Genomic DNA, 25,223 nt, shown 5'->3' with positions numbered 1-25,223 from the left:
CTGCGACAAGCGAACTCGTGGGTCTCTCTCTACGATCGATACCGGAAGTTCGTTTCGATCTCTTTGATGATCTCGAAAGCCTCGGCGTAGGCGACGTTGATCTGGAAGCCTCGGTAGCTCGCGCGGCCACGCACGCCCTGGAGCCAGAGATCACCGTTGATCTCGTGCTGAGACTCGTGGGCCTGGATGCTCTCGATCTTGCGATCGATGTGCGCCGAAACGTCGACGAACGACTGCGCTTTGAAGCCACCTGGTACGATCCCGCCGGGGATCGTCTGCTCGTACATCAGCACCGAACAGCGATTCTTGCGCGTAGCGGACATGACGCCCCGCGACAGATTGTTGTGGTCCTGGTGCGAATCCTGATCCCAGTGGGTGTAGATCAGCTCCGGGTCGATCTCCTTCAGAAGCCGATCGATCTGGCCCACCAGACGGCGGTTATACTCGAATTCGTCCGACTCGACTTCGAGAAAGCGCAGATTGCCGCCCAGGACTTTCGCCCCCTTGCGCGCCTCTTCCTTGCGCCGCGCGGCCTGGGAAGGAACCGTCCCGACGACCATGACGACTTCGTCGCCCGCTTCGACGTGTTTGGCGATGGTTCCGCCCATTCCGATCTCGAGATCGTCGGGATGCGCTCCAAAAACCAGCACGTTCATCTCAGACTCCTCATTTCGTTTTCTCTTCCACGACCACCTCTTCGTAGTGGCGCAGTATGGTGATCTCGCGGAACGGCTTGATCTCGACCTCGCGCCCCTGCGCTAGTTCGAGCAGCAGCCAGGCGATGTTCACCCCGGCGAGCGTCGCGAAGATCGTCGCACCACCCATGCGGGGATTGACCTCGAGGAAGCGCATCTTCCCATCGGCGGCGCGCTTCATCTGAATGCACGACGGCCCCTGGAGGCCCAAGAAAGCCGCCAGATCGGAACAGGCCTTCTCCATCTCCGGGTCGCGAACGACGCGACCTTTGACACAGATTCCCTCTTTGACGGCGATGCGCTCACGCGGAACCGCCACGAGCGGCTTGCCGTTCAGGTCGGACAGGCAATCGATCGTGTACTCCTCTCCCGGCAGGTAGTCCGAGATGATGAGATCATCGCGCTGCGAGACCTGGTAGGCGAGCTCGTCTGCGTCCTTGCACATCGCGATGCCTCGGGCGCCCTTGCCCCGCACTGGCTTCACGAAACACGGGAACTCGGTCTGCTCGGCCGGTTTCATGGTCGTGTTCGGCATCGGGAAGCGATCGCGGGTCTTCTCGTAAAACGCCCACTTGTCGACGCACGACTCCACGGCCGGCCAATCGCTCATCGCGACGACGACGCCACGCTCCTGCAGTTCCTTCTTCTTCTGGCTGTAGATCAGCGTGTCGAAGCCCGAGGTGGGGAAGATCACGTCGATCTTCTCCTTCTCGATCACTTCGAGCGCGCGCTCGAAGAAGGTGCTGTCGGAGATCGGCGGCAGTACATGCTGTGCGTCCGCCAGGAAGAGACCAGTCGACAGTGGGTTGGCGTCGGTCGAAACGATGCGACCTTCGAAGCCTGCGCGCCGAAGCGATCGCATGGCACCGATCGCCGCGTCGCCGCCGCCGCCGGGCAGCAATACGGTAGGGAGCGAATCCTGACTCATTCGGACGTTTCTTCTCGGGGAGGCAGTAGACTGGAAATGGGAGTGAGCCGAGCCGGAAAGCGTCCTAAATGTGCCCGAGGGCACACTGCACGCACTGCTCGACGTTGTGGAAATCCGGTATACGAGGGTCGCAGAGCCTGTGCAAGCAGGTCTGACGGCGCGAAGCGGTGCGTCGAGACGTTCGGCGGACGCTCCACCCCGCCGAGGACGGGTAATCGAGAAATGGATCGAGAGATTCTTCTGACCGGGATCGGGGGCCAGGGCGTTCAGCTCGCGGCCAAGATGCTCGCGCAGGCCGGAATGATGGCCGGACGCGAGGTGATGCAATTCAGCATGTTCTCCGGGACGATGCGCGGCGGCTCGAGTGAGTGCACCGTCGTGGTCGCGGACGGACCGGTGGAAGCGCCACCGGTGGTACCCCATGCCTGGGCGGCCATCGCGATGCACCCGACCGCACTCGGGATGATCGAGGCCAAGCTCCGGCCCGGCAGCGCAATCCTCTACAATCAATCCATCATCGCGGAGCCGCCGAGCCGGCCCGACTGCGAGTGGTTCGGTGTCGACGCCGCCGGCATCGCCGCCGAGCGGAACAACCCACAGGGACAGAGCCTGGTCGCGCTTGGCGCGTTTGCGACACTCACCGGCCTCGTCGCCGTGGACACTCTGGTCGAGTCGCTGCCCGGGCTCTTGCCCCCGTACCGCCACCACACAATTCCGACCAACGCCGGATGCCTGACCGCGGGCGCCGAAGCCGCCCAGGCTCTCGCCGACAGATACCCGGCCTGGATAAACTGATGGCCAAGTCCGTCGGCTCCGTCCGCATTCTGACCGATGTCTGCAAAGGCTGCGAGCTTTGCATCCCGGTGTGCCCGCCCAAGGTTCTCGTGATGTCGAAGACCGTGAACCAGATCGGGTTCCGCTATCCGGAGCTGCAGGATGGGTGTACCGGCTGCGAACTCTGCGCCGAGATCTGCCCGGACTACTGCTTCGAGGTCTACCGTGGACGTCCTGGCACCCAAGAGGAGGTTTCCGCATGAGCGATTCCAAGCGCGCGTTTCTCGAAGGGGGACACGCAATCGCCGAAGCGGCCGTGCGGGCCGGTTGCCGGTTCTATTGCGGCTACCCGATGACCCCGTCCACTGAGGTCCTCGAGTACATGGCCAAGAGGATGCCCGAGGTCGACGGCGTGTGCGTGAACGTCGAGTCCGAGCTCGAAGGCATCAACATGGTTTGGGGCGCGACCGGCGCCGGCGTTCGGTCGATGATCGCCTCGACGACCAACGGCATGAGCCTCATGCAAGAGAGCCTTTCCGAGATGGTCCTCGGGCGGATCCCGGCCGTGATCATCAACATGGGTCGCGGCCAGGGCGACTACAACATGTGCACCCGCGGCGGCGGGCACGGCTCGAATCGGGCGATCGTTCTCGCACCGTCCACCGGCCAAGAGGCCGTCGAGTCCGCCTACCGCGCGTTCTACCTCGCTGAGAAATGGCGCCACCCCGTGATGATCTTCGGTGACTTCATCCTGAGTCACACGTCGGAGACCGTGACCTTCGAGCCCCCCGAAGATGCTCTCGGGCCACTGCCCGAGAAGGACTGGGCGACCGACGGCGCACGCGGCCGAGCCCCGCGACTTCTCACCTCGCTCGGCATGCGCATCAGAGAAGCCCCCGACGGCTCCACCCTCCCGAATGGCCAGACCCGCACGGACGTAACCGCACCGATGCGCATCGCCGTTACGCGGCACGAACAGATCGCCGCCGAAGAAGTCCGGGTCGAGACCGAGTGGCTCGACGACGCCGAACTCGTCGTGAGCGCGTTTGGGGTTCCGGCGAGGTTCGCGCGCTACGCCGCGAAGCTCGCCCGCGACGAAGGCATGAAGATCGGCTTCGTCCGCCCCTACTCGCTCGTCCCCTTTCCTTACGACACCTTCCGCAACGTCGCCGAGCACGGCCTGCCGATCGCCGTCTTCGAGAACAACGCCGGGCAGATGGTGCAGGATGTCCGGCTCGCCGTGGAAGGCCGGGCACCGGTCCACTTCATCGGTGGCATCTCGATGGACAGCTCGGGTTTCGGCGTCGGCCCTGAGATCGACGCAATCCACATTCTGGAACGCCTGCGCGAAGTCTACGCCGCGCGCAGCGCCGCCTGAGGCAAGGAGCAACGATGGCCACCGAAATGCAGAAAGTCTTCACCCGCTCCCCTCTCCTCGGCACGAACACCCACTCGCTCTGCCCCGGCTGCGGCGAGCCCAGCGCCATCCGCGTCCTCATGGAGAACATCGAGGAGATGCAGGAGCGCGAGAACGCCGTCTGTGTCCTCGGCATCGGTTGCTACACGGCGTTCGCAGCATTGATGGAGGTCGACTGTCAGCAGGCGATGCACGGCCGGGCGCCCGCACAGGCGACCGGTATCAAGCGCGTTCTGCCCGACCGACTCGTGTTCACGCTCCAGGGCGACGGCGACATGGTGACCGAGGGGATCCAGGAAGTGATCCACGCCGCCGCGCGGGGCGAGAAGATCACGGCGATCTGTCTGAACAACGCCGCGTTCGGGGAAACGGGCGGGCACATGACCGCCACATCCGTCTTGGGGCAGAAGACGAAGAGCACGCTCGGCGGCCGGGACCCGGCCGTCCACGGTCACCCGATTCGCCTCCCGGAGATGCTGAAGGACTTCGAGGGCGTTGCCTACGTGGCACGCGGCACCGTGCACACGCCCGTCGGCGTAAAAAAAACGAAAAAGCTGCTCCGCGCGGCGCTCGAGACCCAACGACAGGGCCTCGGCTTCTCGCTCGTCGAGATCGTGACCATGTGCCCGACTGGCTGGTTCGTCCCCACGGCCGACGGTCCACGCTTCCAGGAAGAGAATCTCCTGCCCGTGTTCCCGGTCGGCGAGCTGAAGCGCCCCGAAGGCCTGTGATCGACGAACCGCCCTGCTGGACCGCTGCCGTCCGTGCGCTCGCCGAGCGCGCGCCTGCATGGATGCGCGAGCGCGCGAGCGCGGAGCTCCACATCGGCGGCTTCACGCAGACTCAGTTGGAGACGCCTGTCCTCGAAGTGTCGGACCTGGGCGACGCCGAGGCCGCCGCGCGGGCGGTCATCTTCTTCCTGGTCGTGGCCGCGGCGAGCAACGCGTCCGTCGCTCGCGTCCAATGTGGACGCGGCGATGCAGCAGCGCGTCTCGTCGAGGCGACCCGCGACGCGCTCGGCGAGACCCTGCGCAAGGTCGACGACGAGAACGTTTCGCTCATGCTGTATTTCGACGTCTTCCTCGCGCCGAGCGACTCGATCTCCCCCGAGCAGGGGGCCAGGCTCTTACAGGCGCTGGAAGGCGCCCTGCAGCCCTGAGCGGCCCCGTGCGCTGGGCTCTACCTCCCCGATTCGTATACGGTGCGTTCGATGGCGACCTCGAACCCGCAGCAGGAATACGAACATCGTCGTGACGAACGCCTCTCGACGCTCGCCGCGGCCAACGAGCGGCACCGCCTGATCTCTCGGATCCGCCTCGGAACGACGGTCGTGGGTCTGGCAATGGCCTACGCGGCGCTCGACCGGGGGCTCTTGTCGTCGACGTGGCTGTGGGCCCCGGCGATCGCATTCGTCGCACTCGTCGTATGGCACGAGAGCGTGAAGAAGCAGCAGGATCGCGCGCGCCGCGCCGCCGCGCTGTACGAGTCCGGCCTTGCACGCCTTGCGGGAAAGTGGCGCGGCCAGGGAGCGCAGGGCGACGACTTCGTGCCCGACGGGCACCTGTACGCCGCCGACCTCGACCTGTTCGGCGAAGGATCGTTGTTCCAGCTGCTGACGCGCGCGCGAACGCGTCACGGCGAACGTCGCCTCGCCGGGTGGCTCGTCAGCCCGTCGGTCCACGAAGAGATCCTCGCCCGCCAGGAGGCCGTCGAAGAACTGCGCCCACGCCTCGACCTTCGAGAAGATCTGGCGCTCGCCGGCGAAGAGCTCCGCAAGGCCGTCGACGCCGATCGGCTCGCCGCGTGGGGGAAGGCAGCCCCGGCACTGCAGTCCGCCGGCCTCCCGATCGGTGCCGCGATCGCCTCTACCCTGACGATCGTGACGTTCCTTCTCTACGGCACCGGGCGGACGACGGGCCTGCCGCTCCTCCTCGCCGTGTTCGCCCAGGCGGGCTTCTTCTACTTCGTGCGCGGCACGGTCGCCGAGGCGCTGCGCGGCGTCGACCGGGCGGCGAGCGACCTCAGCCTCCTCACGGAGCTCGCCCTGCGTCTCGAACGCGAGCCGATGGGTTCGAAGCGCGGAGCCGAACTCCAACTCGCGCTCAGGACCGGCGGAACACCGGCCAGCGCAGCCATTCACGGCCTTCGTCGCCGGCTCGAGATCCACGACTCGGGGCGGAACCTCCTGTTCATGCCCATCGCGATCGTGCTGCTGTGGCCCGTTCACGGCGCGTTCTGGATCGATCGCTGGCGGCAGCAGTTCGGGCCCGCGGTCGCGGAATGGCTCGACGCAGCCGGAGAAATCGAGGCGCTGTCGTCTCTGGCGAGCCACGCTTACGAGCATCCCGAAGACGCGTTCGCCGAGATCGACACCTCTGAGGCGTGCTTCGACGCAGAAGCTCTCGGCCATCCCCTGCTCCCCGTCGCCGACTGCGTCCGGAACGACATCACCTTCGGTGGCGAGACACCCGCCGTCATCATCAGCGGCTCGAACATGTCCGGGAAGACCACGATGCTGCGCGCGGTCGGCACGAACGCGGTTCTCGCCCTCGCCGGCGCGACCGTGCGCGCACGACGATTGCGCCTCTCGCCTCTCTGCATCGGCGCGTCGATCCGAACGCAGGATTCGCTCCTCGACGGGCGCTCACGGTTTCAGGCGGAGATCGATCGGATGCGCGACATCATGACGACGGCCCAGAGCGCCCCGCCTCTTCTGTTCCTTCTCGACGAGGTGCTCGCAGGCACCAACTCGCATGACCGACGCATCGGCGCCGCCGCGATCGTAAAGGGACTGCTCGAGCACGGCGCACTCGGACTCGTGACGACCCACGACCTCGCGCTCGCAGAGATCGACACGGGCGACGCCGGGAAGATCCGCAACGTCCACTTCGAGGATCATCTCGAAGACGGTCGGATGACGTTCGACTATCAGATGCGGCCCGGCGTGGTTCGCCGTAGCAACGCCATCGAACTCATGCGGTCTGTGGGGCTTCCGGTCTGAACAACCGACGACGCAACCCGGGGTGCGCCATGGGCACTACGAGCGCAAGCACGAGGCCCACGCTGGCGACCCAGAACGCCGGCGAGCCGACGTCGGTGAGCGCCGCGCCGAAGAATGAGTAGGCCGCAGACCGAATCAAGCTACCGAGAGACACCGCGACCAGAAACGACGCGAGCCGAACCGACGAGAATCCGGCGGCCCAGAAGACCGCCGTCATCGGACCCGCTGGATAGGCGATCGTAAGGAACACGAGCAGCGGCCCGGCCGACTCGATGTACCGACCGAGCAACGGGAAGCGCGCGGCGACCTGCGCCTTCGCCTTCTCGCCACCGAGACCGCGAGCGAGGCCAAACGTCGTTACCGCCGACCCCACGAGGCCAATCGACCCGAAGAGGGTTCCGAGGACCCCACCGAACACGAGTCCACCTGCGGACAGAAGCAGGGCGGAGGGAAGCGCGATGAACTGCCGACCCGCGACGAGACCGATGAAAACCAGCGGGCCCATCCAGCCCTGCTGTTCCACCCACGCCCGCACGGAGTCCGCGGAGAACTCGATTCCGGCTGCGGCACGAAGCCACTGGCCTCCCACGAGCAGACCGACGGCCAGCAGCAGAAACAGGACCAGCCGGAACCTGGAGTTCACTGCCGTCGCCCCCGCGGGGTCAAAGGTCTCCCTGCCCCTTCGAGTACTTGAGCGTGCGGCCGCTTTTGTTCGGTTCGAGAATCACCTCATGGGTGTAGATCGCTCCGCCCGCCTCCACAACGATCTCGAATGCCGGACCCGTGTCGGAGGGGATGTCGAGGCCCGCGAGCTTCAAGCGAAACTGCGCGTTGTTGCGCTGCGCCGCGAGGTAGCCCGGCAGAATGACGTCGAGCTTCTTCAGGCCCAGCGGCTTCCACAGCCGCTTGTCGCGCAGCTTGCACCGCACGCGGCGCAGTGGATTCTCTGCGTTTGAGCACACCATCTCCCCTGCCGGCAGGTCCAACTCGAACAGCGGCACCTCGCCGGGAACACCGAACTGGATCGAAAGGCCCTGCGTCAGGTCCACCGTCGGGGTCGGCGGATCGAGCGGTGTGTGCAAACCCGAGCGAGCGAGATCGGCCGTCACCTTGGCGCGATCGCGGCCGGGGCGTCCCACGTTCAGCTTCACCGACCGGATTGCCGCGGAAGACACCATCGTCACCGTCGTCGCTTCGTTCATGGGAAGCGTCGAATCGCTCGACTCCACCGTTGCCCGGTTCAAAAGCAGGGTTCCGTTCGCGACAGCCGCATCGACACGCAGGACGACCCACAGGTCGCGGCAGCGCGGCGTATCGGCCTGATCGCACGGCGCGATGTCACCGAGCTCGAAACGAACCTCGTCCCCGTCGCTGATCGCGGGCACCACCGCCCAGTCGGGCTCACGGTGCGCGACGACGAACGTCGTCCCCGGGGGGAGATGATCGGTGACCACGACGCCCTCCGCGTTGCTCTCCGTGAAGTTTTCGACCTCGATCTCGTAGACGATGTCGTCGCCCGGCCGAACCGGATCGATCCGGTCACCGAGATCCACGTCGAGCGGATACTCCTGATCCGTCGGACCCGCCCAGGCGGAAGGGACGACGCTCGCCAACACCGCGAAGGCCGCAACGATCGGGAAACGAAGCATCGCTGGGGGAGATACCACGCCCGGAGCGTTCCGGGGTAGACGAGATCTAGTAGGTTGCCGACGAGCTCCGGACCGAACCAGCGGCGTCGGCTCTAGATCACACCGTCGCGCGACAGGTTCGTAAGGTCGTCCCCCGAGAGCCCCAAAAGACCGGAGTACACCTCCTCGTTGTGCTCGCCGAGGCGAGGCGCGCCGCTTCGGATCTCGCCGGGAGTCCGCGAAAACCTGGGATAGACGCCCTGCATCCGCACCGCCCCCAGAACCGGATCCTGGACCGTCTCGATGTCCCCCCGCGCCGCGACATGCGGGTCGGCGCAGATGTCCGCAACGCTCATCGTGCGCGCAAAGGGCACGTCGTTCTCTAGGGCGACGGCTTCGATCTCGTCCGCCATCCGGGCCGCACACCAGTCCGCGACGATCTGGTTGATCTCGTCCGAATGCTCCACCCGAGCACTCAGTGTCGAGAAACGTTCGTCGTCGAGAAGGTCTGCGCGACCGATCGCCTTTGCGAGGCGCGGGAACAACCCGTCGCCCGCGGCGATCAGACTCACGTACTCGCCATCCTTCGTCTCCCAGTTGTCGAGCGGCGCGGAGTTTTTGAGCCGGTTCCCTTCGCGCCCACGCACGACGCCCAGTCGATCGTACACGGGGATCGTGTGCTCCATGAGACGCAGGACGGATGCGTACAACGCGAGATCGACGACCTGTCCGCGGCGCTCGCCGCGCCCCGCACCCGCATCCCGGTGGTAAAGCGCGATCATGAGAGAGAACGCATTGAAGAGCCCCGTTAGATAATCGGAGATGATGATCCCGGGTCGGACGGGCGGACGATCCTTGTAGCCGGTGATGTGCAGCAAACCGCCCATCGCGATCCCGTTGCGATCGAGTCCGGGCCGCGCCGCGTACGGTCCGGTCTGGCCGTAAACGCTCACCCGCGAAAGAACGAGACCCGGGTTCACCTCCTCCAGCACGTCGGGGCCGAGGCCCCACTTTTCGAGGGTTCCGGGCTTGAAGTTCTCCACCATCGCGTCGGCATGAACGACGAGCTTCTTCAGTAGCTCCCGCCCTTCGGGCTTGCGGAGGTCGCACGTGACCGACTTTTTGTTCCGGCCCTCGACCGCCCACCACAGCGAATAGTCGTCCTCGAACGGGCCGATCGTCCGCATGAAGTCGCCGCGCCCCGGCTGCTCGACCTTGATGACCTCGGCCCCGAAGTCCGCCAGGAGAGTCGCCGCGAACGGCGCCCCGATGCGGGTTCCGATGTCGATGATGCGCAGACCTTCGAGCGGCAAATCAGCCATCGTATCCCCTCAACGCGGCAGACCCAGCACCCGCTGCGCGATGATGTTCCGTTGCACTTCGTTCGTTCCGGCGAAGATCGATGCGGCGCGATAGTACAGGTAGGAGCGCAGGAGGCGTCCGCGCGCGACTGCGTGAGCACCGCCGTCGAGGATTCCCGCAGGGCCCAGCACATTCATAACGGTGTCGTGCATCCGCTGACTCATCTCACTCCAGTACAACTTGATGAACGAGCTCTCCGGGCCGAGGGGTTCGCCGCGGACGCGCCGCGTGAGCGTGCGCCAGTTGTTCAGCTTCGCGATCTGCACCTCGATCGCCGCCTGCGCGATTTCGGCGCGCCGCGGGTCGTCCGCGGCGAGCGTATCCGCGATCCCCACGAGGTCGTCCAGCAACATCCGGTGAATGACGAGCTGCCGCGGGGAGGTGCCGCGCTCGTGCGCGAGAGTCGTCTGCGCGATCGACCAACCCTTGTGCAACTCGCCGACCAGGTTCGCCCTCGGGACTCGCACACCTTCGAGAAACACCTCGTTGAATTCAGAACTGCCCGTCAGCTGCCGCAGCGGTCGCACCTCGACCCCCGGGCTTCGCATGTCGACGACCATGTACGAGATTCCGCGGGCCCGCTTTCCGTCGGGATCGGTCCGGGCGAGCAGGATCCCGTAGTCCGCGTACTGGGCCCAACTCGTCCACACCTTCTGGCCAGTCACGACGAAGTGGTCGCCGTCGACCTCGGCGCGGGTCGTGAGCGACGTGAGGTCCGATCCGGCGCCGGGCTCCGAGAAGAGCTGACACCAGATGTCCTCAGCGGACAGGATCCGCGCGAGATATGTCCGGCGCTGCTCCTCGGTCCCGTGGGTCATGAGGGACGGACCGACCAGGTTCACCCCGATCCGGTTGATGACCTCCGGGGCCCGCGCCGCGGCCATCTCCTCCTGGAGCAGGTAGTTCTCCTCGGGGCCGGTCCCGCGACCACCGTACTCCGAAGGCCAGTGCACCCCCACCCATTTCGCCTCCGAGAGAGTACCTTGCCACCTGCGCAGGAACTGGAACTCCGCGTCCAGCGTGGGAAAATCCGCGAAGCCATCCGTCCCGAACCCCTCTGGGACGTTTTCGGCGAGCCACGCCCGAAGATCCGCGCGAAACTCCTCGGCGCCGGGGGCAAAGGTGAGGTCCATCACCTGCGACTCTATCGACCGGATGCGTCGGCCCGCAATCCGGAGGGGTCCTTGAGTCCGCCCGGCCCCCTATTCACCCTTCGAAATCGACCGCGTAGACCCTTTGTCCAAAGTTAACTTTCTCCTTTCGCTTCTATTAGGCAGTATCGAGCAGGAAGGCGTATTGGCGCCCGCTGCAGACAGGACCAATTACCGGGGTAGGAAGAAAGGAACGCGACCAGTGAAGAAGAACCTTCGAAAACGCTTCATCCGAGTTGCCATAGCCGTCGCGGGGATCGCAACGGTCGGCATCGCCGCAAAGGCCGAGGCTCAGATTCAGCTCACCCCGGACTCCAGGAGCTACCTGATCCAGCGGACCGTCGGGGCCGAAGAATGGGCCATCTCGTACAACTTCGACGCCGGTACTCTCACCGGGAACGTGTTCAAGACCAATGGCGCCCCGCCCTCCTTCATCTGGTGCGAGTTCGTGAACATCGACTACGCAGACGACCCGTCGGACAACCAATACTTCCTGGACTGCCTCGGCGCAGACGCCTGCACCACGGCCCCGTGCGAGCCAAGCGCCTGGGTTGATATCGGACAGAACATCCCACTCCCGGCCAGCTTCGTCCTGCCGCCCGGGACGCAGTCGACCTTCACCGGAAACGTCAACCCGACCTTCACGGCGAGCTGCGCGATGGGCGGCTGCCACGACCCCATAACCTCGTCGGCCGGCCTCGATCTCTCCCCGGGGGCCGCCTACGACAACATCGTCGACATGATGTCGACGCAGATGGTGATGCTGAACCGCGTCGAGCCCTTCGACGCGAACGCGAGCTACCTCCTGTCGAAGCTGACCGGCGAGGGCAGCGGCTCGCTCATGCCGATCGGCGGAATGCTGAGCGACCAGCAGATCGACTGGGTCCGCAACTGGATTCTCGAGGGCGCCGCCCGGAACTAGCTTCGCCCGCGGCCGGGCTTGGAGCGCTTGCGTTCCGGGCCCGCCTGCGCGGATGCTTACCGCCATGACGTACACCCGCCAATTCCTCGCCTCGCTCGTTGCTCTGACCCTTGTCGGCGCCTGCGGGGACTCGGCCAACGAGTCCGGCGCAACGGCAGGCGCGAGCGGGGAGATCTCCGCTCTGGCGTACAACGTCGCGGGTCTCCCCGAGGGGATCTCGGGCTCCATGCCGGCCACATTCATGCCGCTCATCGGGCCGAAGCTGAACGCGTACGACCTCGTCCTCGTTCAGGAGAGTTGGCAGACGCCGGATCCGAACCCGTTCGCGCCGACACGGACGTACCACGAGGAATTGGTCTCGCGAGTCGACCATCCGTACCTGTCGATTCCGGCGGAGGCGCCGCTCGGCACCGATCCGCGACGCCCCGATGCGCTTCTCGCCGACGGCCTGGGTCGCTTCTCCCGGTACCCGTTCGACCCCGTAACGCGCGTTGCGTGGGACGACTGCGACATCACGTCCGCCGACTGCCTGGCGTTCAAGGGATTCAGCTACGCGCGCACGCAGATCGCGCCCGGTGTCGAGATCGACGTCTACAATCTCCACATGGAAGCCGGCGGCTCTGCGAACGACGAGCGCATTCGCGGTGAGGGCATCACCCAGATGCTCGACGTCCTGACGACGTTCTCAGCGGGCCGCGCCGTGATCATTGGCGGCGACTTCAACCTCCATACGGACGAAGAGCCCGACAAGAGCCAATACGAGAGGCTCCTGCGTGACGCCGGACTCACCGACGCCTGCGCAGCTCTCGACTGCCCGGAGCCCGCCCGTATCGACAAGATGGCCTTCCGCAACGGCGGCGGCGTCGAGGTCGAAGCGCTCTCGTGGGAGTTCGCGGTAGATGAGTTCACGAGCCCCGATGGCACCCCCTTGAGCGACCACGATCCGCTCGCCGTTCGCTTCGCTTGGCGCACCGCCGGCTGAGACAGGCGTTCAAATACACCCGCATTTCGACCCTTTAGGAGGACCGGAGCTTGCGAAAATGCCCGACGTCGCGAATTCGTCGGTGTTTCGAGCCACGCTCCCCCAGTGGTTTCGTGCCCTACGTGGCACTGCGCTTGCAACATCACTCGATTCGGAACTTTCGCGATGATTCGAGTTGAGCAAGCAGGAATACATGCACCTGGGACTACGTAGCCTCAGGCGCGGGACCGGCCCCCGCGGTCGACCCAGCGCCACACTGCTCCTCTGCCTCCTCTCGTTCCTCCCCCTCCTCCTGAGCATTCCCGAGCCGGCAACCGCCGCGGTTCTGGACGAGGTGATCGTCACGCCCGCCTTGCCAACGATGGCGCCGTGCGAATTTCGGCAGTTCTTAGCCACCGCCGTCTTCAGCGACGGCACGACGCAGGACATCACCGCCGTCGCCGAATGGACGACCGGCGACTCGTCCACGGCCAAGGTCAGCGCGGAGCACGGTAGCCGCGGGCTCGTCGAGGCGCGGGCCCCGGGGGACGTCGAGATCCGCGCCGCTCTCGAATTCGGCGGCAGCAGGACGAAGGGCAACACCGTCCTCACGATCGTCGCCGGGCCGATCGTCGCGATCACGACGCGGCCCACGAGCAAGAATCTCGACGTCGGGATCCCCGAGCAGTACAAAGCGCGCGCCGAGTACGCAGACGGCTGCTCGGCCGACATCACGCCGGACGTGACCTGGAGTTCCAGCAACGGGTCCGCCGCCATGGTCAGCCTGACCGGCCTCGTGAACCCACTTCAACCAACCGAAGAGGTCATCATCACGGCCGCACACGCACCGAGTGGACTGCAGAACTCGGCCGAAGACGGCAGCACCAAGATCAAAGCCGAGATCACGCACATCGATTTCGACGTCGAGTTCCTGGTCCCCAACTTGACGACGCTCGGCGCCGGGATGGTCGCGGCGGTCGAAGTCTACGCCTATCGCGTCGACGACTCGCGCACGAACATCACCAAAGACGTGAAGTTCGACATCTTCGGCCCTGTCGGCGTAATCGACATCACCGAAGGCGGCGACAACGCGGGGGACGTCGAAGGACTCGCAGATGGCTTCGTGACCCTCCGCGCGACCGATGAAGAGCGCGCCCTCACGACGACCGAGGACATCGTCGTACTCGTCTCGGGCGTCCTCGTGTCGCTCGACGTCGAGCCCGCCCCCTTCAGTGTCTCGGTGGGCGATCAGCGCACTGCCAGAGTCTTCGGACGCTTGAGCAGCGGCCTCTCCACCCCGGATCTCCGCAAGGTCGTCACGTGGTCCACTAGCCACCCCTCGGTCGCCGTCGTCGGCAACACGAACGAAGACCGCGGGAAGGTAACGGGCATCACCGTCGGCGAAACGGCCCTGTTCGCGACCGAACCGAGCACCGGGGTGGTCTCTGGCGCCGTGGTCGTCAACGTCGGCGGCGCCGTCCTCGATGTCTCCGTCGAACCCGAGGAAATCCTGCTCGGCCGATTGATGACGCTGCCCGTGCGAGCTTACGGCAGCCGGGCAGACGGGACCCGCAGCAACATCTCGGGGAACGTCACCTGGCAGATCGCGCCGGCCGGCATCGCTACGATCGATGAAGACGGCGTCCTGAGCACGCTCGCCGACGGGACCGCGAGCATCGTCGCAATCCGGAACCCGGGAGAAGAAGACGAACTCACATCGCCGCCCGCGACCCTCGTGGTCGAGGGAACCCTCGTCGCGATTCGGGTGAAGCCCACGACCTTCAAGGTCATCCGCGACCAGCGGCGAAAAGCCACGGCCGAGGGCGAGCTCTCGACCGGCAAATTCACGAGTAATCTGCGCGATGTCGTCGACTGGGCCGTCCTCGACACGACGGTCGCCGAGGTCGGAAACGGGTCGCCCGCACCAGAAGAAGAGGATCCGCTCGAGAAGGGCGAAGTCCTCGGCGTCGACAGCGGCGTCACCACCCTGACCGCGACCGACCCGATCCGTGGGCTCGCCTCCGCCGAGGTCAGCAACCTGCGGGTTCAGGGCGACGTCGTCTCCGTCGAAGTCGACGAGGCGAACGGCGGGGTCGTCCAGGTTGGCACTCCGGGCGAGTACAAAGCGCGAGCGACGTTCGCCGACGAATCGAAGGGCGTCATCAGCGACCGCTGCGAGTGGAGCATCGACGACGAGTCGATTGCCACCGTAAACAACGACACCGACAAGGGGCTCGTCACCGGAATCGAAATCGGCGGGCGTACGACCATCCGGATCGAATGCGACGGCTTCCTCGCCTCGAGTATCGTGGAGGTCGCCGGCGACATCACCGGGCTCGAGATCTCGCCCGAAACGTTCGACGGAAAGGCCCTGCGCGAGCGCCGCTTCCGTGCCGCGGCCGACTACGCGGGAGGTGCTCGCAGCGATGCCACGAACACCGTCTCCTGGAATTCCACGAACGAGGCGGTAGCCACGGTCAACGACATCGACGAAAAGGGGCTCGTCCAGTTCCTCAGCGACGGCGAGACCTTCATTTTCGCGACCGCCGCGAGCGGCCACGTCGCGATCTCGACCGTCACCGTGGCCGGCGGGGTGACGAGCGTCCGCGTCGTACCCAAGTCGAAGACGATCCGCGGCAGCACCGGGCGGAAGCTTCGTGTCATCGCCGAACTGAGCGACGGCGGTAACGGCATTGTCACGAAGGACGTCACCTGGACGTCGACCGACGAGGATATCGCCCGGATCAGCGACCGCGAAGGCGAGGAAGGCCTCGCGCTGGGCGGTTCGAAGATCGGCACCGCCATGCTCACGGCAAGCCTCGGCACGGGCGAATCCGGCAGCACCGAGATCACGATCAGCTCGCTCCTCGCGAGCATCACGATGCGGCCGGACCGTCGGGTCATCGAGATCGGCAAGCATCGTCGCGTGACCGCGCGCGGTCACTTCGACGACAACGGCAAAAAGACGGTCACGCGCTACGTCGAGTTCATCAGCGATGACCCCGCCGTGGCGATCGTCCAGAGCTTCGGGAACCGGCCCGGCCGCGTCATCGCCATCGCCCCCGGCACCACGACCGTCCGGAGCGTCGACCCGACGACCGGCATCGTGTCGGACAACCGCACGATCATCGAAGTCGTCCTCCCGTAGGCGCCGCCGCCTCGACAGGCGCGACCGCCCTGGCTAATCTCGGCCGCGGCACTTCATGCAATTCGTCGTCACCCGCAAGCCGCTCCTCGCGCTCGTCGCAACGCTCCTCGCCTGCTCGGCCTCCTGCCGTAGCTCGAACGATGTGGCGCTCCAGCCCGTGGTGCGCCTCACCCAGCAGCTCGAAGGCGGAGCCCCCTCGGGCGCGCCCGCCCGGTGCGCCGTCGCCGACGAATCGCGACCAGCTCTGGGCTGTCCAACGCGACGCAATGTGCTGAGTTCGACGCTGCCCTTCCCCGAAGGCACGACCCTCGACGTCCAGGCGCGTCTCCCGGCGGAGCTCTCGCGGGGGCGCGTCGTGCTCGAGCCGAGCCTTATGAGCAACGACGTCGAGGGGTGGAAGAGCACGCCTCCCATCGTGCTCGAGGGGCACCATCCGGGCGTGACCCTGACGCTGCCGATCCCCGAGAACCTCGAGCGTACCGAGCAGATTCGGGTGCGCATCGTCGGCCAGGCGATCCCGGACGAATCCCCGAACTTCCGAACCAAAGAGATCGCGATCGGCCCCGGTTCCACCCTGCACGTGGGGCTGGCGATCGATTCGGTCGCCGCTGACGTCGGCGCCGCCCCGACCGTCTTCCAGATCGTCGCGAACGGTGACTTCGGGAGCCGCGAAGTTCTGCGCTCAGTCGTCCACCCCGAAGAAACACGCGAGCGCTGGATCGACCGACGCGTCGACATCTCAGCCCTCTCCGGCCAGGACGTCCGCTTCGAGCTCCGAACCGAAGTCCAGCCGGCCGAAGCCGGAGTTGCCGTCGGCGACTGGAGCGTCCCCATCTGGGGCAATCCGCAGATTCTTCAGTCGAGAGGCCGCAACGGACAGCGCAACGTGATCCTCGTATCCCTGGACACGATGCGCGGAGATTTCGTCGGCCGGGATTACGAGGGACAGCCGCTCACGCCCGAACTCGATGCCCGCGCGCGAGAGGGCGCGTCCTTCCAGCAGGCCCTCGCGCCCTACCCTTCCACGAGCGCGTCGCACATGAGTCTCTTCACGAGCTCGTATCCGGCCGAGCACAAAGTGCTGCACGCAAAGCACGTCCTGCCGGCGAAGATGCCAACGCTCGCCGAGATCTTCGCTGCGAACTCCTACGCGACCGCCGCCTTCACCGAGAACGCCATGCTCGCCGCCGAAGCCGGCTTCGAACGTGGCTTCGACGACTACTACGAGAACCGCGGCCTGAGCATGTGGGACGCGCGCGGGGACATCGAGCAGACGCTCGATCGCGGCCTTCGTTGGCTCGGCCATCACCGCGGCGAAAAGTTCTTCCTCTTCCTCCACAGCTACCAGGTCCACACCCCGTACGAGCCCCCGCCCGAGCACGATGTCTTCCACGCAAAGCCCCTCCCCGGAGAGAAACCGCGCTGGGCCCGTATGCGCAACCGCTACGCGGGCGAAGTCGTCTACACCGACCGCATCTTGCGACGCCTGTTCGACACTCTGGACCGACTCGGCCTTTCCAACGAGACGATCGTAGTCGTCACGGCCGATCACGGCGACGAATTCGGCGAGCACGGCAGCGTCGGCCACTCGCGAACCGTCTACGACGAGGTGCTCCGCGTTCCCCTCGTCTTCTGGGCCCCGGGTCTGATCCCGGCCGGAGCCGTCGTGGACGGACAGGTCTCCCTGGTCGACCTCGGGCCGACCCTCCTCGATCTCGTCCGGATTCCACCGGTCGAGGCCCTCGGCGGCGAGAGCCTCGCCCCGGCGCTGCTCCACGGGGAACCACCGCGCAACGCGGTCCGTTTCGCCGAGGGCCCTTCCCTGAAGCACGCCGACGGGCGCCTGTTCTCGGCGCGTACCGAGGACTACAAGTGGATCGGCCGAGAGAACCTCGAAGACCCGGTCGAGATCTACGACCTCAGGTCCGACCCCGGCGAACAGAACAACCTTGCCGAAGACCCCGAGCTCCGCGCACAAGGCCGCGAGCTACTGGGCGTCTACCGCGCGATGGACGCCGCCGAGCCCGGCACCGCGCAGGAACGCGAAGTCGATACGAGAACGCAGGACAAGCTCCGCGCTCTCGGATATCTCGACTAGCGGGTCGCTAAACGCGCTCGGACTTGCGCTTGCGGGACGAATTCCAGACGATCTCGCTCGGCATCGAGCGAAGGTAGCCGACGTTCCGACCCACTTCCTGTTTGGTCTGAAATTCGCCGGCGACCGAGAAGTGATACCCGATGGCGTCATCCGCCAGTCGGTACTCGTCTTCGGTCTCCACGACGGCGCCGTGGCCGATCAACTTGTCGAGCGCCGCGTCCTGCTGAGGCGTGAGCGGGCCTCGGAGGAGATCCTTCGGGACCGACCAGAGCTGGCCCATGCCGAGCACGAAGTCGCGCTCCTGCCAGGTCGGGTCGCTCACGTGGTGCGCGCACGACAGGAAGGGCCCGCCTTCTTTCGCGAGCCCGGCGTACTGCGCGATGTCGCGCTCGTTCATGTAGGCCCAGTTGTTCGCGATGCCCATGGCGCCCGGTCCGAGTGCGAGCAGGTCGTGCGACGAGCGATAGTAGTAGCGTCCGTAGTGGGACACCGCGCTCGGCACGTCGGGCCGGTTGAACTGCTGGAACGTGTTGAACTCGTAGCCGGCATCGATCAGCGTGCGGTACGCGAGCAGATATTGCTCGAGCGCCTCGGCCTGCGTCGGGACTTCTAGCTTCCGTTCCCGCACCAGGTGGTACAGAGGCGCCGGCGGTACGAGGTCGGTTCGGTGGATGTCGATGCACGCAACGCCGAGCTCGATCGATCGCTGCAGGTCGACGTTCCAGTCCTCGGTGGTCTGCCCGGGCAGCGCGTACATGATGTCCCAGATCAGCGGGTAGCCGAGCCGCTCGAGATGGCTCAGGCGATCCGCCAGGGTCTCTTCCGACGGCACGAGCGCGAGGAACTTCCGCAGTCGAGGGACGGAGGTCTGCCAGCCGAAGCTCACGCGGTTCACGCCGAGCTCGTGGCAGAGTTCGAGATTCGACGGGCTCATCGTCTCGAGGTTCATCTCTATCGTAAAATCGACGACGCGGCTCAGATCGAAGTGCTCGCGGAGGCCCTCGAGAACCCGGCGAAGCTGCGCATCCGGGAGACGCGTGGGCGTCCCGCCACCGATGAATACGTGCTCGATCGACAGCCCCTGCGCGTAGGCAGTCTTGCTGTAGAACTTCATCTCGGCGAGTAGCGCGTCGGTGTACGCGCGCATCACCGGGTCTTCCTCCTGGACGACGTTGATGTTGTAGAAGCAAAAGGAGCAGTGCGTGCGGCAGAACGGCACGTGAAGGTAGAGGATCGCCTTCCGGCCCTCGTTGCGAACGGTCAGGTCACGAGTGAAGGCCCCTCGTGTGTCATCCGTCAGCACATCCGTATCGGTGTTGACCGTCGGATAGTAGAAGAATGGCATGTGTCGCACCCGGTCGACCGGGTACAGATCTTCAACCGACATGCCGCCTCCGCTGTTTGGTACAGGATCCCACTCGCGTCTCTACGGTACCTGGGAACCAGCCCGACTTCCACGCGGCCTCACCCGTCCCCGTGCACGAAGGGCCAGAGCCACCATTCGCCCGGATCCTCGAGGATGAACCGGCTGAGCTCGGCGAAGACCTCCGGGAAGGGATCTCCGTCCGTGGAGACCACGGGGGTGCCAAAGCGGACGCCCATCTGCTCCGTCCCACTTACGGCGACGACGGGAACGATCGTACTCCGGGTCATCTGCGCGAGCGACACGACTCCCGTCGAGAACCGAAGCCGCTCTCCGCCGACGTCGACGGTGCTGCTGCGGTCCGAGACGTCACCGGGCACGTCCAACGCAGCGAACACAGCGCCGCCGTTCAGCAGGTGTTCACGCGCGCGCACGGTCGCGAGACCATCCACGCCGAAGACGGCCCCGTCGAGAAGATCGCGCGTCCAACCCACCTTCCGTTGTCCCCACCCGCGCTTCGGATCCGCCATCGGATTGCCATCGTCCAGCCCGCGAATGATCGGACGCACGTCGATACCCGCGCAGCGACGGAGGTAGACACAGCTCAGAACCGGGTGTCCGAAGTGCAGCGTCGCATACAGGACCGGGCCCTCCGGGCGGGGCACGTCCGTTGCGTCGGGCAGCCAGCGCGCGAAGGCGCCGGGATCGCGCATGAAGAGGGCGCTGTCCGCCTCCTCTCGGGCCTCGGAGACGAGGGAGCTGTAATACGTGCCCCGTGCCGCGGCGGCCGACATCCCCGTCCAACGCTGGATGCGTTCGACGGCGACGCGTGTTCGGGCCGCATCGAGCGCAAGGTCTGCACGCGCGACCGCCGCCGCGTACGTCCGCCCCAGGCCACGCCCGTGCCCGGCCCAGCCGAGGAGCAGATCATAGCGCAGCCGCGCACGGGTAAGGTCCACGAGACTCATCTTCGGGCCTGTACTCGCATGCCGCGCGAGCGATGTCATGGCGCGAGCCCCCCACGTCCGATTGACCGCCCGAGCCGGTCCCGGCTACCTTCTCGCCCAGAGCGGAGCGCGCTCTGCCGCAGAACGATGACCCCCTACAACGACAAGCCCTTCGAGGCGTTCCGAATCGGCGACCGCGCCTCGTTCACGAAGACGTTCACAGCCGAGGATGTCGCGCAGTTCGCCGCGCTCTGCGGAGACGAGCATCCCGCCCACCGCGACGGCGACTACTCCCGCGAGAGTCGCTACGGGCGCCCGGTCGTCCATGGGATGCTGACCGCGAGTCTGTTGTCGACGACCAACGGACTCCTGCTGGGAACGCCCGGCGCCATTTCGATCGAGCAGACGCTCCGGTTCCTGCGCCCCGTGTTCATCGGCGATACGATCACGGCGACATCCGAGATCGTGAAGCTCCTACCCGAACAGCGCCGCCTCCGCTGTCGCACGACCTGCACGAATCAGGACGGCGATTCGGTACTCGTCGGCGACGCACTCGAAGGGAAGTAGCTCAGCTTTTCCGGTCCGCCGGTGGGGGCCGCAGGCGCTCCACGACCTCGATCATCACACCTTGGCTCGGCCCGTCGGGCGACGCGAATTGAACGCGCATGCCCTCGCCTTCTCGCGGCTCGGGGTCGAGCGCGCGAAGCCCGGCCTCCTGTAGGCGGGACATCGCAGCCGGCACGTCGTCGGTGCGCAGACCTACGTGGTAGATCCCCGGCCCCTGGTAGGGCATGTGCCGAAGCTGCGTCTTCTCGACGGGCGCCTCGATCAACTCCAACTCCAGTCCGTTCACGCAAACGTGCGCCAACCGGATGCCGTGTTCGGGATTGTCCTCCGGACCCGTGCATTCGAGACCGACGACGTCGCGCCAGAATCGCACGGCGGCATCGATGTCGGTGACGTAGATTCCGAGATGATCGACCTGAGTGATGCGACCCTTCATGTGTCTTCAATACCGCCGGTGCCAGATCACGTCTACACTGCTCTCGCCCTCGGTCGACGACGCGCCCTGCAGGGTCACCGACGGCGTCAGGTAGTACTGGATCGTCACCGACGAACCCACGAGCCCCTGGAGCTGCCGACTCGTGCCCCCACTCGGACCACCGAAATCACGCGCGACGGAGATGAATAGGTCCTCGCCGATGTAGCGCCCGACCCCGATCGTACCGGCGGTGTCACCGGTCGGCATCGAGAAGGTCAGGCTCGTCAGGCCCAAGGTGTCGAGCACGGACCGCTGCAGTGCCGGCGCCACGTACGAGGCCAGAAGCGCGAACGCCTGACTCTGAAGAACCTGCCCCTGGGAGTCGCTCAGCTGTGATGCCGGCTTGCCGAACAGCACGACGGACAAGATATCGCTCTGGTCGAGAGCGGGATCGCTCGAGAGATCCAGGCTCGGGTGCTTCGCGGTTCCGGCAATGCGAATCCGGACGAGATAGTCACCGGTGCGGTACTGGGCCGAGACATCGAGATAGGGATCGAGCGGCGTCTCGCCGCTGAAGGTCACGTACGCCGAGCGAATCTCGAACCGTCGTCCCTGAAAGATGTACCAGCCCTGCCTGCCGCCGATGCCGCCGGAAATCCGCAACTCGTCGTCTGGTTTCTTCGTGAGATACACCTCACCCGAGAGCCGCATGTTCGCATCGTAGCGGCGCACGACGACCGGACCCCCCAGCCGAACGGCGACGATCATCGTGAGATCTTCGTAGAGGTTTGGCATGCCCGCCTTCGCCCGAGGATCGGCCAAAGGAGAACGCACCGGCCGGCTCTCGGCCTCGCCCCCCAGCGAAGGGGGAACACCGGACGTCCACGCCGGCTCGCTTCCGTACCTTCGGACGACTACGACGCTCGGATCGGGCTCGGGCTTCCCGCCTCCGGGCGCGATCGTCGGACGGATGGTCGCGCGATCGATCGTCACGTCGCCCTCAAGATGCGGGGCATCGACGGGTCCGGTGAGTGCGACGCGCCCGCTCGCCGTCGCGTCAGCTTCGGACCGACTCACGACCTCGGCACCGTCCAGAGCGAGCCAGAGATCGAACGCTGTCGGGAAGCCCCCGGCCAACCGGACTTCGCCGCCCGCCGTGATCGCACCCTCATCGAGTGTGAGTTCCTCGAGCTTGAACCGCTTCGAGTCGATCGACAGACGAACGCGCCCGTGGCGATGCGTCGCACCGATAGCCGCCGCGCTGAACGTGAGGTCCTCGATCGTAAGGCTCCCGTCGAGCCGCGGATCCGCAAGCGGCCCGCGAAGATCCACCTGCGCAGTCGCTCGGCCGTCCAGCCGGCGCACGGCGCGACCGGCCAGCGCGCGAAAAACGTCGATCTGAAGATCCGTCGCCCGAAGCTGAACGCGCGCGGGCTGATTCATCGAAACCGCCGGGGCCCGCCCTCCCGCCTCGAGCGGAAGCTGGCCGTTCAGATCGAGCGTACCGGCGTCGCCCCCTTCGATACGTGCGGCGATCGCGAGCCCGGAGCCCTCCGTGCGCGCACTCGCCCGCAGCGTTCCGTAGTCTTGCCCGGAAGCGGCGAGCTCGTCGATCCCGAGATCGAAGATGACGTTCGGCCGTGCCGCCGAGCCCTGGACATCGAGACTCGCCCCGAGCTTCCCCGAGCACTCGTCGCCCACGACGAGAAGCTCGCAGAGCAACGCGAGGTCGATGTCGTTCACCCGAACGGCGAGGTCGTTGCGCGGCCCGGCTTCTCCCGCGACGTGCCCCTGTGCCTCGATTCGACCGCCCCCGACCTCCACGCGCACGTCTTGCACCGCGACGCCGTCGGCGGTGACGTCAACCTTGGCGGGGGACACCAGGCGCCACGCCGGCCCGACCACCGGACGGATCTCCAATCCCGGCACCTCGACGTGCGCCTGGTCGCCGCGCCGCTGCACCACCGCCTGGAAGCTCCCTCCACTCTTGGCCGCATCGCCCATACGGGCATCGAACTCGACGCGGTCAAGCGGCGGTCCGGCGGTGTCGCCCGTGGGCACGCGTGCCCACGAGGCCCGCACCGTGGTCTGCCTGTCGTCGCGACCGAAGATCCGGGACACCGACGCGTCCGGTGCGAAGAGGCCCGTCAGCTCAAGATCGGCCTTCCCCCCGGTTCCGCCAAGTTCGGTCGCCTCGATCCGCGACGAGAAGGTCCCTTCCAATCCCGGCAGCTCGACCGGACCGCTCGTTTGGACGAGAGCCGAGAGACCGAGATCCTCGAGATGTCCCCAAAACTTGAGATCGGTCTCGACCACGCCGTAGGCATTCGTGAAGAGCGCGAGGCTGAGCGGGCCGCGGATCTCGCCGCCCACCGCGCGCTGATCCGGCGGACCTTGGAGCTGCGCCCACGCATGGCCTTCGAGGTTCGTACGGTCAGCGCCGATCCAGAGCCGCTCGAGACTCACCAGATCCGGCCGAAGCCTCGCGCTGAGTTCACCGCCATCCACGGGCACGCCACGTAGGCGGCCCGGCGCGAACTTCAGGTCGAGCATCCCCGTCGGACTGTCGGTCGTCGGGTCGTCGACCTCCGCTGTGATCGTCGCTTTCAGGTTGCTTGCGGACAGATAGGTCCCGAGAGCCTCCGAGAGTGCGGCGGGGTCGTTTAACTCGACGTCTCCCGATGCCCGCGCGCGGTGCGGAGCCGCAAGTTGCACCGAACCACGCAGAGACGTGCGCACCCCGTTGTCGGGAGTCGCCGCATCGACCTTCAAATCGACATCGCCGTCCGTCGTGGTCGCGTGGACGCTGAGGTTTTCCACCTCCACGTCGAATAGGCGGCTCTTCGTCACCGTGAGCTGACCCTCGATCCGCTGGACCTCATCGCCGCGCAGCGACGCCGACGTATCCATTTTTGCCGTCACCTCCCCGGCGGGCGCGCCGTGTACGAATGCGGCGACATCGATCTCGGTCGCGTCGAACGAAACGGTTATGGCCTGGTCCCCGTTCTCGGACTCGAGCGCTCCGTGCCCGACCAGCCGCGCGTCGCCACTCGTAAGGTCGAGCGCGAGCTTCGGATAATCCACAGCTCCTTCTGCTTCCACCGTGCCTGCGACTCTCGCATCGTCGCGAAGCTCCGGAACCAGCCCCGCGAGGTCGGCGCCCACCAGGGGGTCCACCTTGAGGACGGCATGCAAGCGCTGCTCGCCCTCGAGCTCGTACGTTCCGTGGAGTCCAAGGCGCGAGGCGTCGCCAAGCGCGACCGACAGGGCGTCGACTTCGACGACCGAGTCGCGCACCACTCCGACCCAGAGGCGTCCCGAGACCGAGAGGGACGAGAGACGCAGCGGCTCCGGCGACATCCCGGCGAGCCTGATTCGCCCGTCGCGAAGCTCGAGTCCGACGCGCCCGAGCCAACGCGGGATTCCGAGCCCCCCGTCCGCGGGCTCCGGACTCTCGTCCGGGCCTGCCCATTTCTCGACGTTCCACCGACCGTCGGCTTCGCGGACGAGGTCGAGATCCGGCTGAACGAGCACCACGTCCACCCGGAGCCGCGGCGGCGTAAGGCTCGGAATCCTGAGTTCCAGCGTCAGTGATTCGGCGCGCACGACCGCGTCGTCGCCGCCGATCGAAACGCCCTGCAGCGTGATCCACGTCGGCCAAAGCGAGGGCACGGCGGTGATCCTCACCTCATCGTCGAGAGCCGACGACAACACCGTCTCCAACTCCCCCCGAACCCACTCGCGGGTGGCCGGCATCGGCAGAACGATCAACACGAGCGCGATCGCCAGACCGACCGCGACGACGACCGTCACGACGGCGACGAACAACCAGCTCATTAGGCGACG

At 66.2% G+C, this 25,223-nt stretch carries 21 protein-coding genes; 11 read left to right on the top strand and 10 right to left on the bottom strand.

Annotated elements, in window-relative coordinates; all coding sequences use genetic code 11:
• Nucleotides 1-29 precede the first annotated feature (29 nt).
• Entirely contained in the window at nt 30-656 is a 627-nt protein-coding gene (locus tag P8R42_30175; protein ID MDG2308871.1) for a PIG-L family deacetylase, read from the bottom strand.
• Nucleotides 657-666: 10 nt separating this feature from the next.
• A complete protein-coding gene (locus tag P8R42_30170; GenBank protein ID MDG2308870.1) occupies nt 667-1,623 on the bottom strand; it encodes an ATP-grasp domain-containing protein in 957 nt (318 codons plus the stop codon).
• A gap of 222 nt (nt 1,624-1,845) precedes the next feature.
• Between P8R42_30170 and P8R42_30165 the strand changes: the two genes are divergently transcribed.
• Genes P8R42_30165 through P8R42_30140 form a run of 6 tightly spaced genes read left to right on the top strand, consistent with a single transcriptional unit; the run spans nt 1,846 to nt 6,815 of the window.
• Entirely contained in the window at nt 1,846-2,418 is a 573-nt protein-coding gene (locus P8R42_30165) for a 2-oxoacid:acceptor oxidoreductase family protein (GenBank protein ID MDG2308869.1), read from the top strand.
• Complete coding sequence (locus P8R42_30160; GenBank protein ID MDG2308868.1) at nt 2,418-2,660, top strand: 4Fe-4S dicluster domain-containing protein; 243 nt, start codon at nt 2,418-2,420, stop codon at nt 2,658-2,660. Before P8R42_30165 ends, P8R42_30160 begins: the two co-directional genes overlap by 1 nt.
• Nucleotides 2,657-3,775 carry a hypothetical protein gene (locus P8R42_30155; GenBank protein ID MDG2308867.1) on the top strand — a complete coding sequence of 373 codons (1,119 nt, stop codon included), beginning with the start codon at nt 2,657-2,659 and terminating at the stop codon, nt 3,773-3,775. The genes P8R42_30160 and P8R42_30155 overlap by 4 nt, the downstream gene beginning before the upstream one ends.
• A gap of 14 nt (nt 3,776-3,789) precedes the next feature.
• Complete coding sequence (locus P8R42_30150; protein MDG2308866.1) at nt 3,790-4,545, top strand: thiamine pyrophosphate-dependent enzyme; 756 nt, start codon at nt 3,790-3,792, stop codon at nt 4,543-4,545.
• Nucleotides 4,542-4,973 (top strand): hypothetical protein, encoded by a 432-nt coding sequence (locus P8R42_30145; GenBank protein MDG2308865.1) that lies wholly within the window; start codon nt 4,542-4,544, stop codon nt 4,971-4,973. The genes P8R42_30150 and P8R42_30145 overlap by 4 nt, the downstream gene beginning before the upstream one ends.
• Before the next feature lie 51 nt (nt 4,974-5,024).
• Entirely contained in the window at nt 5,025-6,815 is a 1,791-nt protein-coding gene (locus P8R42_30140) for a DNA mismatch repair protein MutS (GenBank protein ID MDG2308864.1), read from the top strand.
• Here the strand turns inward: P8R42_30140 and P8R42_30135 are convergent.
• From P8R42_30135 to P8R42_30120, 4 genes are all read right to left on the bottom strand, one after another.
• Entirely contained in the window at nt 6,787-7,458 is a 672-nt protein-coding gene (locus tag P8R42_30135) for a VTT domain-containing protein (protein ID MDG2308863.1), read from the bottom strand. The two genes, P8R42_30140 and P8R42_30135, sit on opposite strands and share 29 nt — an antisense overlap.
• A 19-nt stretch (nt 7,459-7,477) precedes the next feature.
• The gene (locus tag P8R42_30130) at nt 7,478-8,464 is read right to left on the bottom strand and encodes a hypothetical protein (protein ID MDG2308862.1); all 987 of its coding nucleotides are present in this window, start codon (nt 8,462-8,464) and stop codon (nt 7,478-7,480) included.
• Nucleotides 8,465-8,556: 92 nt separating this feature from the next.
• On the bottom strand, nt 8,557-9,765 hold the full coding sequence (locus P8R42_30125; GenBank protein ID MDG2308861.1) for a CoA transferase: 1,209 nt from the start codon (nt 9,763-9,765) through the stop codon (nt 8,557-8,559).
• 9 nt (nt 9,766-9,774) lie between these two features.
• Nucleotides 9,775-10,938 carry an acyl-CoA dehydrogenase family protein gene (locus P8R42_30120; protein ID MDG2308860.1) on the bottom strand — a complete coding sequence of 388 codons (1,164 nt, stop codon included), beginning with the start codon at nt 10,936-10,938 and terminating at the stop codon, nt 9,775-9,777.
• A gap of 220 nt (nt 10,939-11,158) precedes the next feature.
• Between P8R42_30120 and P8R42_30115 the strand changes: the two genes are divergently transcribed.
• The 4 genes from P8R42_30115 to P8R42_30100 all read left to right on the top strand — a co-directional run bounded on the left by P8R42_30115 (nt 11,159) and on the right by P8R42_30100 (nt 18,085).
• Nucleotides 11,159-11,878 carry a hypothetical protein gene (locus tag P8R42_30115; protein MDG2308859.1) on the top strand — a complete coding sequence of 240 codons (720 nt, stop codon included), beginning with the start codon at nt 11,159-11,161 and terminating at the stop codon, nt 11,876-11,878.
• 64 nt (nt 11,879-11,942) lie between these two features.
• Nucleotides 11,943-12,860: a hypothetical protein gene (locus P8R42_30110; GenBank protein ID MDG2308858.1), complete on the top strand. Its 918-nt coding sequence runs from the start codon at nt 11,943-11,945 to the stop codon at nt 12,858-12,860.
• A 175-nt stretch (nt 12,861-13,035) separates the two neighbouring features.
• Nucleotides 13,036-15,987 carry an Ig-like domain-containing protein gene (locus P8R42_30105; protein MDG2308857.1) on the top strand — a complete coding sequence of 984 codons (2,952 nt, stop codon included), beginning with the start codon at nt 13,036-13,038 and terminating at the stop codon, nt 15,985-15,987.
• A gap of 55 nt (nt 15,988-16,042) precedes the next feature.
• On the top strand, nt 16,043-18,085 hold the full coding sequence (locus tag P8R42_30100) for a sulfatase (GenBank protein ID MDG2308856.1): 2,043 nt from the start codon (nt 16,043-16,045) through the stop codon (nt 18,083-18,085).
• Between the two features lie 7 nt (nt 18,086-18,092).
• Here P8R42_30100 and P8R42_30095 read toward each other — a convergent pair whose 3' ends face one another.
• Entirely contained in the window at nt 18,093-19,472 is a 1,380-nt protein-coding gene (locus P8R42_30095; protein MDG2308855.1) for a coproporphyrinogen-III oxidase family protein, read from the bottom strand.
• Between the two features lie 77 nt (nt 19,473-19,549).
• The gene (locus tag P8R42_30090) at nt 19,550-20,416 is read right to left on the bottom strand and encodes a hypothetical protein (protein ID MDG2308854.1); all 867 of its coding nucleotides are present in this window, start codon (nt 20,414-20,416) and stop codon (nt 19,550-19,552) included.
• Nucleotides 20,417-20,542: 126 nt separating this feature from the next.
• Here P8R42_30090 and P8R42_30085 point away from each other — a divergent pair, with 126 nt between their 5' ends.
• Nucleotides 20,543-20,962 (top strand): MaoC family dehydratase, encoded by a 420-nt coding sequence (locus P8R42_30085; GenBank protein MDG2308853.1) that lies wholly within the window; start codon nt 20,543-20,545, stop codon nt 20,960-20,962.
• Nucleotide 20,963: 1 nt separating this feature from the next.
• On the opposite strand, the gene P8R42_30080 is transcribed toward P8R42_30085, so the two are convergent.
• Both P8R42_30080 and P8R42_30075 read right to left on the bottom strand, forming a co-directional pair.
• The gene (locus P8R42_30080; GenBank protein MDG2308852.1) at nt 20,964-21,398 is read right to left on the bottom strand and encodes a VOC family protein; all 435 of its coding nucleotides are present in this window, start codon (nt 21,396-21,398) and stop codon (nt 20,964-20,966) included.
• A gap of 6 nt (nt 21,399-21,404) precedes the next feature.
• Entirely contained in the window at nt 21,405-25,214 is a 3,810-nt protein-coding gene (locus tag P8R42_30075) for a translocation/assembly module TamB domain-containing protein (GenBank protein ID MDG2308851.1), read from the bottom strand.
• Nucleotides 25,215-25,223 lie beyond the last annotated feature (9 nt).

Source organism: Candidatus Binatia bacterium, assembly GCA_029243485.1.
In the GTDB taxonomy this organism is placed as follows: domain Bacteria; phylum Desulfobacterota; class Binatia; order UBA12015; family UBA12015; genus VGTG01.
The sequence above is the reverse complement of the archived record's forward strand: the minus strand, read 5'-3'. Positions and strand labels throughout refer to the sequence as shown.

Coding starts and splice junctions, on each gene's coding strand:
- P8R42_30165 (MDG2308869.1), top strand. CDS start 1,846: ATGGATCGAGAGATTCTTCTGACCGGGATCGGGGGCCAGGGCGTTCAG.
- P8R42_30140 (MDG2308864.1), top strand. CDS start 5,025: ATGGCGACCTCGAACCCGCAGCAGGAATACGAACATCGTCGTGACGAA.
- P8R42_30110 (MDG2308858.1), top strand. CDS start 11,943: ATGACGTACACCCGCCAATTCCTCGCCTCGCTCGTTGCTCTGACCCTT.
- P8R42_30125 (MDG2308861.1), bottom strand. CDS start 9,765: ATGGCTGATTTGCCGCTCGAAGGTCTGCGCATCATCGACATCGGAACC.
- P8R42_30150 (MDG2308866.1), top strand. CDS start 3,790: ATGGCCACCGAAATGCAGAAAGTCTTCACCCGCTCCCCTCTCCTCGGC.
- P8R42_30090 (MDG2308854.1), bottom strand. CDS start 20,416: ATGAGTCTCGTGGACCTTACCCGTGCGCGGCTGCGCTATGATCTGCTC.
- P8R42_30175 (MDG2308871.1), bottom strand. CDS start 656: ATGAACGTGCTGGTTTTTGGAGCGCATCCCGACGATCTCGAGATCGGA.
- P8R42_30095 (MDG2308855.1), bottom strand. CDS start 19,472: ATGTCGGTTGAAGATCTGTACCCGGTCGACCGGGTGCGACACATGCCA.
- P8R42_30130 (MDG2308862.1), bottom strand. CDS start 8,464: ATGCTTCGTTTCCCGATCGTTGCGGCCTTCGCGGTGTTGGCGAGCGTC.
- P8R42_30160 (MDG2308868.1), top strand. CDS start 2,418: ATGGCCAAGTCCGTCGGCTCCGTCCGCATTCTGACCGATGTCTGCAAA.
- P8R42_30080 (MDG2308852.1), bottom strand. CDS start 21,398: ATGAAGGGTCGCATCACTCAGGTCGATCATCTCGGAATCTACGTCACC.
- P8R42_30085 (MDG2308853.1), top strand. CDS start 20,543: ATGACCCCCTACAACGACAAGCCCTTCGAGGCGTTCCGAATCGGCGAC.
- P8R42_30100 (MDG2308856.1), top strand. CDS start 16,043: ATGCAATTCGTCGTCACCCGCAAGCCGCTCCTCGCGCTCGTCGCAACG.
- P8R42_30120 (MDG2308860.1), bottom strand. CDS start 10,938: ATGGACCTCACCTTTGCCCCCGGCGCCGAGGAGTTTCGCGCGGATCTT.
- P8R42_30170 (MDG2308870.1), bottom strand. CDS start 1,623: ATGAGTCAGGATTCGCTCCCTACCGTATTGCTGCCCGGCGGCGGCGGC.
- P8R42_30075 (MDG2308851.1), bottom strand. CDS start 25,214: ATGAGCTGGTTGTTCGTCGCCGTCGTGACGGTCGTCGTCGCGGTCGGT.
- P8R42_30155 (MDG2308867.1), top strand. CDS start 2,657: ATGAGCGATTCCAAGCGCGCGTTTCTCGAAGGGGGACACGCAATCGCC.